This is a genomic window from Sphaerospermopsis torques-reginae ITEP-024 (genome assembly GCF_019598945.1).
Lineage (GTDB): Bacteria > Cyanobacteriota > Cyanobacteriia > Cyanobacteriales > Nostocaceae > Sphaerospermopsis.
The window spans coordinates 1,037,191-1,049,690 of sequence record NZ_CP080598.1 but is presented as its reverse complement, the minus strand read 5'-3'; the positions used below and the strand labels follow the sequence as shown (position 1 = coordinate 1,049,690).

At 37.1% G+C, this 12,500-nt stretch carries 13 protein-coding genes and 1 pseudogene; 5 read left to right on the top strand and 9 right to left on the bottom strand.

Features of this window, described 5'->3' with window-relative positions:
* Positions 1-556: 556 nt before the first annotated feature.
* From K2F26_RS04905 to K2F26_RS04895, 3 genes are all read right to left on the bottom strand, one after another.
* Complete coding sequence (locus K2F26_RS04905) at positions 557-790, bottom strand: TniQ family protein (RefSeq protein ID WP_220610574.1); 234 nt, start codon at positions 788-790, stop codon at positions 557-559.
* A complete protein-coding gene (locus K2F26_RS04900; protein ID WP_220610573.1) occupies positions 759-959 on the bottom strand; it encodes a hypothetical protein in 201 nt (66 codons plus the stop codon). Before K2F26_RS04900 ends, K2F26_RS04905 begins: the two co-directional genes overlap by 32 nt.
* Before the next feature lie 77 nt (positions 960-1,036).
* Entirely contained in the window at positions 1,037-1,417 is a 381-nt protein-coding gene (locus K2F26_RS04895) for a hypothetical protein (protein WP_220610572.1), read from the bottom strand.
* Positions 1,418-1,530: 113 nt separating this feature from the next.
* Between K2F26_RS04895 and K2F26_RS24595 the strand changes: the two genes are divergently transcribed.
* The 4 genes from K2F26_RS24595 to K2F26_RS04880 all read left to right on the top strand — a co-directional run bounded on the left by K2F26_RS24595 (position 1,531) and on the right by K2F26_RS04880 (position 3,708).
* Complete coding sequence (locus K2F26_RS24595; protein ID WP_246605522.1) at positions 1,531-1,776, top strand: transposase domain-containing protein; 246 nt, start codon at positions 1,531-1,533, stop codon at positions 1,774-1,776.
* Positions 1,777-1,857: 81 nt separating this feature from the next.
* Positions 1,858-2,232 (top strand): hypothetical protein, encoded by a 375-nt coding sequence (locus K2F26_RS24590; protein WP_246605521.1) that lies wholly within the window; start codon positions 1,858-1,860, stop codon positions 2,230-2,232.
* A 154-nt stretch (positions 2,233-2,386) separates the two neighbouring features.
* A complete protein-coding gene (locus tag K2F26_RS04885) occupies positions 2,387-3,529 on the top strand; it encodes an IS4 family transposase (protein ID WP_220610571.1) in 1,143 nt (380 codons plus the stop codon).
* Between the two features lie 5 nt (positions 3,530-3,534).
* On the top strand, positions 3,535-3,708 hold the full coding sequence (locus tag K2F26_RS04880; RefSeq protein WP_246605520.1) for a hypothetical protein: 174 nt from the start codon (positions 3,535-3,537) through the stop codon (positions 3,706-3,708).
* A gap of 303 nt (positions 3,709-4,011) precedes the next feature.
* Here the strand turns inward: K2F26_RS04880 and K2F26_RS04875 are convergent.
* The 4 genes and pseudogenes from K2F26_RS04875 to K2F26_RS04860 form a co-directional block, all read right to left on the bottom strand.
* A pseudogene (locus K2F26_RS04875) lies at positions 4,012-4,254 on the bottom strand (transposase); the annotation flags it as partial.
* Between the two features lie 475 nt (positions 4,255-4,729).
* Positions 4,730-6,121 (bottom strand): malic enzyme-like NAD(P)-binding protein, encoded by a 1,392-nt coding sequence (locus tag K2F26_RS04870; protein ID WP_220610570.1) that lies wholly within the window; start codon positions 6,119-6,121, stop codon positions 4,730-4,732.
* Between the two features lie 149 nt (positions 6,122-6,270).
* The gene (locus tag K2F26_RS04865; protein ID WP_220610569.1) at positions 6,271-7,074 is read right to left on the bottom strand and encodes a Uma2 family endonuclease; all 804 of its coding nucleotides are present in this window, start codon (positions 7,072-7,074) and stop codon (positions 6,271-6,273) included.
* Between the two features lie 1,130 nt (positions 7,075-8,204).
* Positions 8,205-8,774: a DUF1802 family protein gene (locus tag K2F26_RS04860; RefSeq protein WP_220610568.1), complete on the bottom strand. Its 570-nt coding sequence runs from the start codon at positions 8,772-8,774 to the stop codon at positions 8,205-8,207.
* A gap of 146 nt (positions 8,775-8,920) precedes the next feature.
* Here K2F26_RS04860 and K2F26_RS04855 point away from each other — a divergent pair, with 146 nt between their 5' ends.
* Positions 8,921-9,880, top strand: coding sequence for an aldo/keto reductase (locus tag K2F26_RS04855; RefSeq protein ID WP_220610567.1), 960 nt, complete (start codon positions 8,921-8,923; stop codon positions 9,878-9,880).
* A 790-nt stretch (positions 9,881-10,670) separates the two neighbouring features.
* Here the strand turns inward: K2F26_RS04855 and K2F26_RS04850 are convergent.
* A complete protein-coding gene (locus tag K2F26_RS04850; RefSeq protein WP_220610566.1) occupies positions 10,671-11,585 on the bottom strand; it encodes an alpha/beta fold hydrolase in 915 nt (304 codons plus the stop codon).
* Positions 11,586-11,683: 98 nt separating this feature from the next.
* On the bottom strand, positions 11,684-12,421 hold the full coding sequence (locus K2F26_RS04845; RefSeq protein ID WP_194057718.1) for a sterol desaturase family protein: 738 nt from the start codon (positions 12,419-12,421) through the stop codon (positions 11,684-11,686).
* Between the last annotated feature and the right edge of the window lie 79 nt (positions 12,422-12,500).

Here is a 12,500-nt window from a genome sequence, read left to right as displayed (position 1 = left end):
AAGTTTTTGGCAGTCAAAATTTAAGCAAGTCTGTGACTTGAAGAAGATTTTGCACAGGTTGTCCAACTTTACCTTCCAAAAACCCATGTCCAACTTTACCTTCCACAAAAAACGCTAAATAACATAAAGGCAAACTAAAGGAAAAGTTGACGAGGAGAAATATTTAAGTAACGAAAAATAGCATAGAAAAAATCCAAAGAAGTGCTAAAACAGGATAAATCTGTGCATTTTTGAGGTGAGCGAATCAATTCCAGCCTTAACCAGAAAGAATCGTCAAAAACCTTTGACTCTTGCTCGTTAAGATGAGAATAATAGTCATGAAGATAGATATAGACATCCTTCATTCGAGGTGGTCGTGATAAAAAAGGTGTAATCTGAATCAAGTCCTGTAAACAATGAACTTTTTGTTGGTATATATTTAATTGTTCTAATGAAGAAAAAGAATCAGCCAAATTAAGAGGGGGATGTTTTCGTCCTAACCATTGTCCACAATGGGAACAATAACCAGGCTGACAAAAATTCAACATTTTTTGACAACAATAAGGACAAAAATTCTCTAACCTAATGTGATGTATGGGGCAAAACTTAACCTCGTTAAACAATGAGTGTAAAGTTGCCAAGGTCGAAGATGATGATGTTGTGCTAACCTTTGCAAATAGCTACTCAAACTTTCAGTATAAGGAGTTCCCAACCCAATGGGTTGCAAAGAATAAAGTCGGCTTCGAGGTGGTAAATTAGGAATCTTTAAATCCCATTGCTCACAAGGAATGAAAGGAGTCTGTGGCTTCATCCTCCTTTTTTAAGGGATAACGACGGGGCGAAGTTTGTGCAATAGGCTTTTTAGTTTTTTTAGGTTGAGTTTTGTCGTGAGTGTATGTCTTTGACGATAAAGGTGTTAATTGTAAAGCCTGTTGTAGTTTGATTAAATCTTCATCACATTCTTGTAATTGTTGTTCCAATACTGCTCGGTTAAGGAAAAAGAGGGAGTAAGATCAAGGGAAATGTGTTCGCGTTATGATTACGAGAACTAGAAAATTTACTTTTTCTCTTTGAGGCTATCGTATAATTCAACCCAATTTTGCCTAAGAGAATCAATACAAGACTGCAAGTGGTCAATTTGGTTTCGTCTGGCAACCGAGAGGACAGCATGAATATGATTTGGGCTGCCAGCTTTGCCTAAATGCTTATATTTGCTGAGTTTATCAGGTTGTTGAGTAGGAAAGATAGGTTGATTAGCCTGCAACTTGTAATACCAGTAAGTACCCTGTTTACCCCGTGCTTGGTAACGCAAAACACAACACCCAGGAGGCGCTACCTCCCCAGAAGCCTGAATTTGTTGAATAGATAGTTGTAAAGTCGCAATAGCTTGTTGTATTAATTCGGCTCTAGAAATAATATCTGAGTCTTTTGCAGGCATTGACTTACGGAGGGAATGAGAAAAAATAATTTGTTCGCGGAATAATTAAGAGAACAAATGCCTATTCATTTTATACTATTTTACAACTAAAATGAAACTCAACAGGGGTGCAAATGTCACTAATCAACTTTGAAGTCATTACAGCATCAGTGGCCAAAGCGCAATTGCTTGTGGCGTTAGAACAAGTCATTCCCGCTCAAACTATACATAGGGCAATCATCAATACTTCGTCTCAAGAGCGAAGAGAACGAATACTACCCACTCACGTAGTTGTAGCTTTAGTCATTGCCATGAGTTTTTGGTCAACTGACTCCATAGTTGATGTCTTCAAAAATTTGATTCAAGGTTTGAGTAGTTGACAAATACCCCATCGTCTACGTTTTACTGCACCAACTTCCTCATCCATCAGCGAAGCACGTCAAAGAATCGGTCCTGCTGTGATGACTCGTTTGTTTGAAATGGTAGCAAAACCCCTAGCTACAATACAAACACCAGGTGCTTTTTTGGGAAACTTAAGATTGATGGCTATAGACGGAACAGTTTTTGATGTTCCTGATACTCCAGCCAATGCTAAAGTATTTGGTTATCGCAGTGTTGGGGAAGGAATGTTGTTAATGTGGGATAGGGGATTGCATTCTTTTAAAATGGTTCATGCCGCAATCCAACAAAAGTGTCATATCCTTGGTCGTGTGCCAGCGAATGTGAAATTTGAGGTAGTTAAGACTTTGGCTGATGGTTCTTATTTGTCTTGGATTGCACCTGATGGTAAATCTAAAAAGAAAGGTGCAACCTTCAGGGGGCGACAAGCAAAGTGAAACCAAGACAGGCAAAGGGTTACAGATGATAGACTCTCTGAAAAAAGTTGGTGCTTATTGACAATAATGTGAGGTTATTAAGCAGTTATCTAGAGGGTGCAGTTTGATGGTAGAAAAGAATGGTCTCGTCAAAATAACAAGACCACAAAAATAAATGCTACCATCATTTTATCAAGAAATCCTCGAAAAATACCTGAGCAACAGACAGTTCATCACCCTAAAAATGCTGGTGTGGGTACTTCAAACACAGAAAGAAGTCAGAATAGAAAGATTGGCTGCTAATCTACCCTTACCAATACAAGAAAATAGCCGTCGTCGTCATATACAAAGATTTTTGAACTCTAATAAGTTGAGTGTAGTGTTGTTATGGTTTCCAATTATTACAGCCATTTTAGCACGATTCTTTAAACCGCTCTCCCAATTGGTAATTGCTATAGACAGAACGCAATGGAAAAACAATAACATTTTGATGGCAAGTGTAATTTATCAAAAAAGAGCATTACCAATATATTGGTGTCTGCTAGATAAAGAAGGTTGCAGTAACCTCCAGGAACAACAAAAAGTATTACGTCCGGTAATTAGGTTATTGAAAAATTATCAATTAGTCATTATTGGCGATAGGGAATTTCATGGTGCTGAATTAAGAAAATGGTTACAAGGTCAGGGTTTGAAGTATATCTTCAGACAGAAAAAAGATACCACATTTCAAGAAAAAAGACAAAAATTCCAACCATTGAGTACAATTCCAATTTATCCGGGAGGTCGGAGATTTTATGAAAATGTTAATCTCACACAGGAGAAAGGTTTTGGTCGTTGTAATTTAGCCGTTTATTGGAAACGAAAGTATCGCGGTAAGCAAGAATTAGAACCTTGGTATTTATCAACTAATCTCACAGATATATCAACAACTATCAAAATATATAGCCAACGTTTTGGGATTGAGGCTATGTTTAAAGATTGTAAAACTGGGGGTTATAATTTAGAAGGTTCTCAGGCTTCTCCTGATAGACTTGTGCGGATAATTTTATTGATTGCTTTAGCAATGACTTCTGCATGGTTACAAGGTAAAAAAACTCAATCTCAAAGACAACAATCTTATGTTTGTCGGATGAGTGAACATCAAAGAACTAGAAGAAGACATAGTGATTTTTGGATAGGTTTGTATGGTTCTAGTTGGATAGTTTCTATGAATGAGTGTCAAGAATTGGTCTTGGAGATGATGGCGTTAGTTCGCAATAAGATGCCATTTTATCAGCAGGGTATGAGGGCTGTGATCCTTATCCAGCAACCTCTTTAACTCCTTTGTCGCCCCCTCAAGGTGCAACCAGAATTCCTATTCGTGTGATTGAATATGTAATTGAAGATAATGGTTCTGAGAAAGTATACCGTTTGATTACTGATTTAATGGATATTTCGGCTTTTCCAGCACTGGTTTTAGCTGTGGTAGTACCACTATCAATCAACCTTCTTTTATGATTAAAAAAACTGCTAGTTAGTCTTATCATATTTTCGCGTTCTTACCTTTATATTTGAGCAATTAAATATTATTTTATTCATAGGGACACTGTTTTGTGTTCATGGTGTGGCTTTTCTGTTTTCACTTGGCTTCTAGTTATCGTAAACACTACGCGAACTCTTTTCTCCTGATCTTACTCCCTCTTTTTCCTTAACCGAGCAGTATTGCACTTTCTTCTTCTATTTTTTGGATTATGTCCACTTCTTTCTTCCATACTGACTCTGACTCGATGCTTTCTTTAACGATATAATCAGTATTTCAGCTTACAACTTGTCCAACTTCTTCTTCCAAAACCTGTCCAAAATCTTCTTCAAGTCACAAAGTCGCCTCACCATAATACGGATCATGGCAAGGTAGATAAAAGTCTCAGAGGTTTCGGGTAATAACTCATAATCTCTGACTAATCGCCGACACCCCATCAACCAACCGTAAGTGCGTTCCACCACCCAACGTTTTTTGAGTAAAGTAAAGCCTTTGGTCTGCTCTGGTCGAAGAACTACCTGAATCCGACTTTCCGCACTTCAAAATGTAATACGTTAATACTTCGATAAATTTTACAAAAAATGTTGATATTATTCAGTATTTAAACGTATGAATTATAGCCCTTCGGCGATCGCTATTCAACCACCATTAACCCCAATTTTCGTAATCTTAATGTATTACAAAGCGAAGTGCGGAATGTGGGCTTAACAGGGAACAGGGAACAGGGAACAGTTTCAGCTATCTGTCATCCCCAAATTTTTGGATTTTCGGTTTCCAAAATGCACAGTTTTTCAGGTCTAATCTTCAAAAATCTTGCACTTTGTTTCCCATCAAATAGCCTCACACCTGTGATTTATCTGGGTTTTACATTTATTCAGCAAGCCCTAAATAAAGTTAAAATCTCTGCTGCTAAACCTATAACAAGTGAATATTTCATGGCTGTTTTGTTGTGAAAATATATGAGAATTGTAAACCCACATTTGTGGGTTTGTCATTTTCTTAACTCTGAGCAATACCTTCTTTCCGTGCAGCTTGTTTGACAGCAGCTGCAACAGCGGTAGAAACACGCTCATCAAACACCGAAGGAATGATATGTTCCCGATTTAAATCAGAAGGTTTGACTAAAGAGGCGATCGCATTAGCAGCTTCTAAACACATATTAGTTGTAATTGTTTTCGCTCGACAATCTAACGCCCCACGAAATACCCCAGGAAAAGCGAGAACGTTATTAATTTGATTGGGGTAGTCACTACGGCCAGTGGCCATGACTGTAACATTTTTAGGTACTAATTCTGGTTGAATTTCGGGAATGGGATTGGCCATTGCAAACACAATTGCATCCTTTGTCATACCTTGTACCATTTCTGGTGTTAAAACTCCAGGTCCACTCAACCCAATAAATACATCTGCTCCTTGGGTAGCACCTGCTAAAGTTCCTTGTGCTTTAACAGCAAATTCCCTTTTTTCTTCGTTCAAATCTGTGCGATTAATAGAGATAATGCCTTTAGAATCACACATCCAAATTTGTTCTGCACCGGCTTTTCTCAGTAAGCGGGCAACTGCGATCCCCGCAGCACCAGCACCATTAATGACAATGCGGATATCTGCAATTGATTTATTGACTAATTTTAACGCATTCAGTAAAGCAGCTAAAGTGACAATTGCAGTACCATTTTGATCATCATGAAAAATGGGTATATCTAATTCTGCTTGCAGTCTTTTTTCAATTTCAAAACAACGAGGTGCTGCTATATCTTCGAGGTTCACACCACCGAATACAGGGGCGATATTTTTGACTGCTTTGACAATTTCTTCTGTATCTTGAGTATCCAAACAGATGGGGAAAGCATCTATACCTGCAAATTCTTTAAATAACATGGCTTTACCTTCCATCACGGGTAAAGCTGCTGCTGGTCCTAAGTTTCCTAAACCTAAAACCGCGCTACCATCGGTGACAATGGCGACGGTGTTTTGTTTAATGGTGAGGTGATAAACTTCTTCTGGGTTTTGGGCGATCGCTTTACAAATTCTTCCTACTCCTGGAGTGTAGGCCATTGCTAAATCAGAAACACTTTTTAAAGGAATCCTACTCGCAATACTGATTTTCCCGCCACGATGTAAATTAAAAGTCCGATCATAAACATCTATGACTTTAATATCAATTAGCTCTTTTACCGCTTGAACAATAGTTTCCGCTTGTTCTGTACTTGCTGCATCTACAGTAATATCACGGATAGACTCTTGGCGGGTTTGTTCAATTAAATCTATTTGTCCGAGATTACCACCACTGGTTGCGATCGCCTGTGTTACAGATGCTAACATTCCCACCCGGTTGGGAATTTGTAAGCGTAGTGTCACACTGAAACTAGAATTAGGAGTGAGATTTGTCATGGTGCGATAGTTAGATTTTGAATCTTAGATTTTATATTGAATTGCTAGTAAAATTGCAACTTTGATAAAAAATATGACATTTCATGTATAAGATTCACATCCCGGACTTCTTAAAGAAGTCCTGGATCTATCAAAGGTTTACTTTACCTTTAAGTAGGTAAATTATTCGGATCAATACCTTGGGAAACTAAAAAAGCTATTAATCTCTCCTTTTCTTGTTTTTCTTGTTCTGCACGTTCCCGTTCTCGTTCCGCACGTTGTCTTTCTTGTTCTGCAACTTCTTTTTCTTTAGCAATTTGTTCTAAACCCCAAGGTAACAAATTACCATCTTTATCCCACCACCTTAACCAATAACCGTTTCTACCTTCTTTTTCACCTTGCCAAGTTCCTAAAAATAACCCCATGTTTTCAATCCAATGACGACCATTTTCATCTGGTAATTGCAATTGATAGCGGTCATTTTTTAATTCATAAAATTCTAATAAACCCCCATTAGGTTCAAAAATCACGTAAATAGGAACTTGTAAAACCTGTTCATAAAAAAACCATTTTCCTGGAGGAAAACTCCTTTTCACAGAATATTCTCCCCCATCATTATGAGATAAAAATTCCATGACTATTAAGGGAAATTCACCTTCTAAATATGATGTATAACTTCTGCGTTCTGGCAAAACTTCTTTCACAGATGGTATATATAACCAATCTGGTGCTTTAACAACAATTTCACCATTAACTGTCGCACAAAGTCCAAAATTAGAAACTATTAGCATTTCTGGTTTGATAAAACCTGCTATTTCTAAACTTTCCCGTAATGCACCTGCTAAAAGGGGTTGTCCTGTATTTTCCACCGGTTCATCCTCTAACTGAAAATCATCGGGTAAAGCTTCCCAAGAGATTACCAGTTGTTTGACTGTTTTCGGTGCAGTTGTTGGTTCACTAAGTTGGGTTGCCATTTAGATTACCTCTGGTTGATTTATTTTTATTGTATACTAGGAGTCAGGAGTTCAAGAAGTCAGGATGTCCAGAATTTTGATTGATGATTTTTGATTGTTTAAGATTTTTATTTGTCTGAATCAGGATGTCCAGGATTTGAGGATTTTCAGGATGTGATTGATTAGTCGTCTGTTGGTGTTGAAGATTTTTATTTGTCTGAATCAGGATGTCCAGGATTTGAGGATTTTCAGGATGTGATTTATTAGTTGTTTGTTGGTGTTTAAGATTTTTATTTGTCTGAATCAGGATGTCCAGGATTTGAGGATTTTCAGGATGTGATTTATTAGTTGTTTGTTGGTGTTTAAGATTTTTATTTGTCTGAATCAGGATGTCCAGGATTTGAGGATTTTCAGGATGTGATTTATTAGTCGTCTGTTGGTGTTGAAGATTTTTATTTGTATCATATATTATTTATATTTTATATAATATAAAAATTAATAAATTAGTAAAATTACATCTTGCTTAATTTACAAAATTAACAAAATTCAAAATCCTCAAAATCCCCACATCCCAAAAATCAAAACTCCCACCAAAAAACCCACATCCTGTAAATCCTTAAATCCTGAACATCCTGATTCAGACAAAATCCAAAATCCTCAAAATTCCCACATCCCAAAAATCAAAACTCCCACCAAAAAACCCACATCCTGTAAATCCTTAAATCCTGAACATCCTGATTCAGACAAAATTCAAAATCCTCAAAATCCCCACATCCCAAAAATCAAAACTCCCACCAAAAAACCCACATCCTGTAAATCCTTAAATCCTGAACATCCTGATTCAGACAAAATTCAAAATCCTCAAAATCCCCACATCCCAAAAATCAAAACTCTCACCAAAAAACCACATCCTGTAAATCCTTAAATCCTGGACATCCTGATTCAGACAAAATCCAAAATCCTCAAAATCCCCACATCCTAAAAATCAAAACTCCCACCAAAAAAACCCACATCCTGTAAATCCTTAAATCCTGGACATCCTGATTCAGACAAATTATCTAATGAAATGCAGATGAACGCAGATGAACGCAGATTTTTAATTTTTAATTTCTCTCCTATCTTGTAAATCCTATAATCCTGGATATCCTGATTCAGACAATAATTCCACGAATAGTCTCAACTAGCTTACCATAAACATCATCCGATAAAACCGCTTTTGAACCTTCTAACTGCACTTGTTGATTTAAATCAATCCAAGATTTACAACCACCATATTCAGGCAAATAAGGAATATACTGCACCTGGGGTAGTTTATAAGTTCGTAATAACAGAATATATAAAGGTTGACGTGCTTTCCATTTCAGGCGATCGCTAATAAAATACTCGTTCCAAATATGAAAAGGCAATAATTTACTCACAATAGACTCATCCGCTACAGGTAAAATATCCGTAATTTCCGCCCAACTACCAATGCGAGTTGTTTCTGGATGCCATCCTGATGTAACGGGATACACCAAATCAGCATATTCAGCTTTGAGCATAAAAGATTGTTGATGCTCGTAAGTAGGATAAAGTAAAACCTGTTCATGAGCAACGGTAAAGCGTCCCCCTCTTTCATGAATACCACCTTTACGTAGTAACATAATTGTTTGTCCGCTTTCTAAAGCATTTACGGCTACAGACCATTCTTTGAGAGCGTGAAAAGTGGTAGTCAGTTCCATGAGCGTCTTTTATTAGGTGACAGGTGATAGGTGATAGGTGATAGATGACAGGTTACAGGGAATAGGTTAAAAGTTTATTGGTTTCCTAATTACCTTAGCTTTTGTCAGAAATTAGAGCAAAATTAGAGCAAAATTAGAGCAAAACTATGGAAAAACGCACACTGGGTACATCCACCGTTAAAATTACACCCATTTTAATGGGAACTTGGCAAGCAGGAAAGAGAATGTGGGTGGGAATAGAAGATGCAGATTCAATTAAAACCATTCGCGCTGCTTATGAAGCGGGAATAACAACTATAGATACTGCTGAAGTTTATGGTGATGGACATTCTGAACAGATTGTAGCCCAGGCTTTGTCCGATGTACGCGATCGCGTGGAATATGCTACTAAAGTTTTTTCCAATCATCTCAAATATCCACAAGTGATAGAAGCTTGTGAACGTTCTCTAAAAAATCTCCAAACTGATTATATCGACCTTTATCAAATTCATTGGCCATCTGGTTCTTTTAACAGTGAAATCGTTCCCATAGAGGAAACCATGAGTGCCTTAAATCACTTAAAAGAACAAGGTAAAATTCGCGCCATCGGTGTTTCTAATTTTTCCCGTGAACAACTAGCACAAGCCGCCCAATATGGCAGAATTGATAGTTTACAACCAGCTTACTCTCTATTTTGGCGGAATGTAGAAACCGATGCCATGCCTTATTGTGTGGAAAATAATATTTCAATTTTGGCTTATTCACCCTTAGCACAAGGATTGTTAACTGGTAAATTTACCCCAGGACATAAATTTGATCCAGAAGATAACCGAGCGAAAAATAAGTTATTTCAAGGAGAGAATTTTGAACGCGCTCAACAAGCATTAGACCAACTTAGACCAATAGCAGAAAAACATAATTGTAGTTTAGCGCAGTTAGCATTAGCCTGGTTAATAGCCCAACCCCAAAGTAATGCGATCGCAGGTGCAAGATATCCTCAACAAGCACAAGACAACGCCAAATCAGCAGAAGTCAAGCTTTCTGCTGAAGAAATAGCCCAAATAGACAATATTGGCCGCATTGTCACCAGCCATTTCGACAATACCGGAATTATGTGGGAATGGTAATGGGTAATGGGTAATGGGTAATTGGTAATTGGTAATTGGTAATTGGTTTATTAACCTTCCCTATTCCCTCTTACACTGTCACCTGTCACCTGTCACCTGTCACCTGTCACCTGTCACCTGTCACCTGCTCCCAATATTGCTAAATGAAACAAAACATCAACTTTCGTAAACAAGTCATTGCATCAGAAAAAAAGAATGCTAGATTATATTCATAAGTTCAGAAGGACACAGAACAAGAACAACCAACCCCATTGGGCAATGACATAAGTGTCCCCCGTCACCCGCCCAAACAAGTTCTAGTATTTACAAATTGAAGTGGCATTCCGACTGTTGTGTTGATAGTCGCGCCAAATCCCTAAGCGGAAAAACAGGAAAATGCTAAACTTGTAAGATTGTCCACCCCTAGTTATTGAATTTCAATCACTTACTTAATCCCAAAAATTTGAAACTAATCAATTCGCTAGAACCTGGTCAACCCTGATCAGGTTTTTAGGTTTTTATCAATTGACAATGTACAATTGACAATTGACAATTAACTTTCCCTAGAACGTCGATTCAGTAATGCTAGGTAATCTGTTTTTACCTTGTAGGGGCGAAGCATTCGGGTGATAACCTATCGCTGAAACCAGTTCATATTCTGTCCGAATGCTTCGTCCTTACGATTAATGAATCGGTGTTCTAGAAAGAAGAGGATTGAATGGAAAAATGCAAAGGTTTTATCTTTTTCCCCATAAAAAAGGGGAACTTTTAACCTTGAATGGATCAATTGTCAATTGTCAATTATCAATTATCAATTAGTAATAGATAAAACCCAATCTCGGAAAAGAGGGTTTATTTGATCAGGTGCTTCATCATGGGGACAATGACCAGCATTGATAAAATATTCTGTTAATTGCGGATAATATTCATGGAATTTCTGGGAACGTTCCCGCGCTTTCATCCAAGGATCAGCTTCACCCCATAACAATAATAAAGCACAAGTTAATTGCTTGAGTAAAACATCAACCTTTTCCCCTTGGGGAGTGCTAAAAACAGAGACGAAAACATCTAAAGCACCTGGATCAAAAGCTGGACGTTGAATTTCTGCAACTAATTGATCAGTAATTGCAGTTTTATCTAAATAAACCTTTTCCAAAGTACGACGAATTACCCAACGTTGACGCACATATTGAAATAATAAAGCTTGAAATAACTTTTGTTTAAAAGTCCATTTGACAGTGTTACCAATTAATTTCTGTACAGGATTTTGTGCAGGTTGCATTTGTACTTGTTCCCCTTCCGCTTGCGAAAATGGACCCGCACTATTAAGTAATACTACCCCCGCCACCAGATCAGGATATTTTGCACCTACACATAAACAAGCATAACCACCAAGAGAGTTACCCGCTACAACTGTTTTTTCACCAATGACTTCACTAATAAAATCTCCTAGTTGTTCACGCCATAGGTCTCCACTATACTGTAATTTTGGTTTTGCTGAACGTCCAAACCCTAAAAGATCAATAGCAAATACTTGAAAATCTGCACAAAGTCCGGTAAGATTTTTACGCCAGTGGTCTGTAGAAGCACCAAATCCATGTACTAAAAGCAAAGAGGGGCGCTGGGGTTGTTTTTCTCCCGCTTGTACATAGTATACATTGTGTCCTCGCCATTGCCAGTATTTTCCAGAAATTGCATTTGTAGAGGGTGCTATATTTGTCTGCATTATCTAAATTAAAGTTAAGTGTTTTTTGATGTATGTATTTTCATTTTACTGTATAAAATAAAAATTTCTACAGTTTTTACGTATTATAATATATAATACTAATTATTCATCACATCTGTTTTCATCAACTTATCCCAAAAGCGAAAATAAAGACCATAATTGCAATTAAACTTGTGATGATGCAATGTGTGATGGGTAGGTGTAATCCAATATTGATTCCAAAAACCCAGCATCCAGGAACTTGGGTAAACCTCATAACCTGTGTGATTAATCACGCCAAATAATGTCATCAATATCAATAACAAAACTACCATACTAATGTGAATGGGAATGATCAAAAGCAAAATGGGAATAATAATTGCTTGAATTATGCTCTCAAATGGATCAAAGCAAAAGGAAGTCCAGGGTGTTGGGTTAATAGATTCATGATGAACCTTATGAAACCGCCGATACATTTTAGGTTTATGTAACCAGAAATGTGTCCAATAAAAATAAGTATCGTGCAAAAACAAATATATAAACAAGCTTAAAGGTAAATATAACCACCCATATTCTAGAGGATCAAAATAAACTTTGGTATGTCCCGTTTCTATTATTTTCATCGTCAAAGCAACTAGAGGTGAAAAAATAAGACAGGATAAAATTGACCATTTAATTTCAGTGGAGATTTTGTTCTTGCGTCTATTGATATCTTGAAGACGACGATTTTCCCAAGACTTTGGTCTGCGAATCCACAGCAACCAATATAGTAAAAAAGATACAATCAGGTATCGCAGGGAAAGAGAAAAAAATATGACTAAAGTCAAAATAGTAAATTCCGTAATTATAGGTAGCATGGTGTTAAATTGTATAAATTTGTTTATGTGTTTTGTTTTTTGATTTATTTCGTAATCATTCAATAAAATTGTATGCACT

What these genes read in the sequence shown, in the direction of transcription:
- K2F26_RS04850 (WP_220610566.1), bottom strand. Translation starts at nt 11,585, where the DNA reads ATGCAGACAAATATAGCACCCTCTACAAATGCAATTTCTGGAAAATAC.
- K2F26_RS04860 (WP_220610568.1), bottom strand. Translation starts at nt 8,774, where the DNA reads ATGGAACTGACTACCACTTTTCACGCTCTCAAAGAATGGTCTGTAGCC.
- K2F26_RS04845 (WP_194057718.1), bottom strand. Translation starts at nt 12,421, where the DNA reads ATGCTACCTATAATTACGGAATTTACTATTTTGACTTTAGTCATATTT.
- K2F26_RS04855 (WP_220610567.1), top strand. Translation starts at nt 8,921, where the DNA reads ATGGAAAAACGCACACTGGGTACATCCACCGTTAAAATTACACCCATT.
- K2F26_RS24595 (WP_246605522.1), top strand. Translation starts at nt 1,531, where the DNA reads ATGTCACTAATCAACTTTGAAGTCATTACAGCATCAGTGGCCAAAGCG.
- K2F26_RS04865 (WP_220610569.1), bottom strand. Translation starts at nt 7,074, where the DNA reads ATGGCAACCCAACTTAGTGAACCAACAACTGCACCGAAAACAGTCAAA.
- K2F26_RS24590 (WP_246605521.1), top strand. Translation starts at nt 1,858, where the DNA reads ATGACTCGTTTGTTTGAAATGGTAGCAAAACCCCTAGCTACAATACAA.
- K2F26_RS04870 (WP_220610570.1), bottom strand. Translation starts at nt 6,121, where the DNA reads ATGACAAATCTCACTCCTAATTCTAGTTTCAGTGTGACACTACGCTTA.
- K2F26_RS04895 (WP_220610572.1), bottom strand. Translation starts at nt 1,417, where the DNA reads ATGCCTGCAAAAGACTCAGATATTATTTCTAGAGCCGAATTAATACAA.
- K2F26_RS04885 (WP_220610571.1), top strand. Translation starts at nt 2,387, where the DNA reads ATGCTACCATCATTTTATCAAGAAATCCTCGAAAAATACCTGAGCAAC.
- K2F26_RS04905 (WP_220610574.1), bottom strand. Translation starts at nt 790, where the DNA reads ATGAAGCCACAGACTCCTTTCATTCCTTGTGAGCAATGGGATTTAAAG.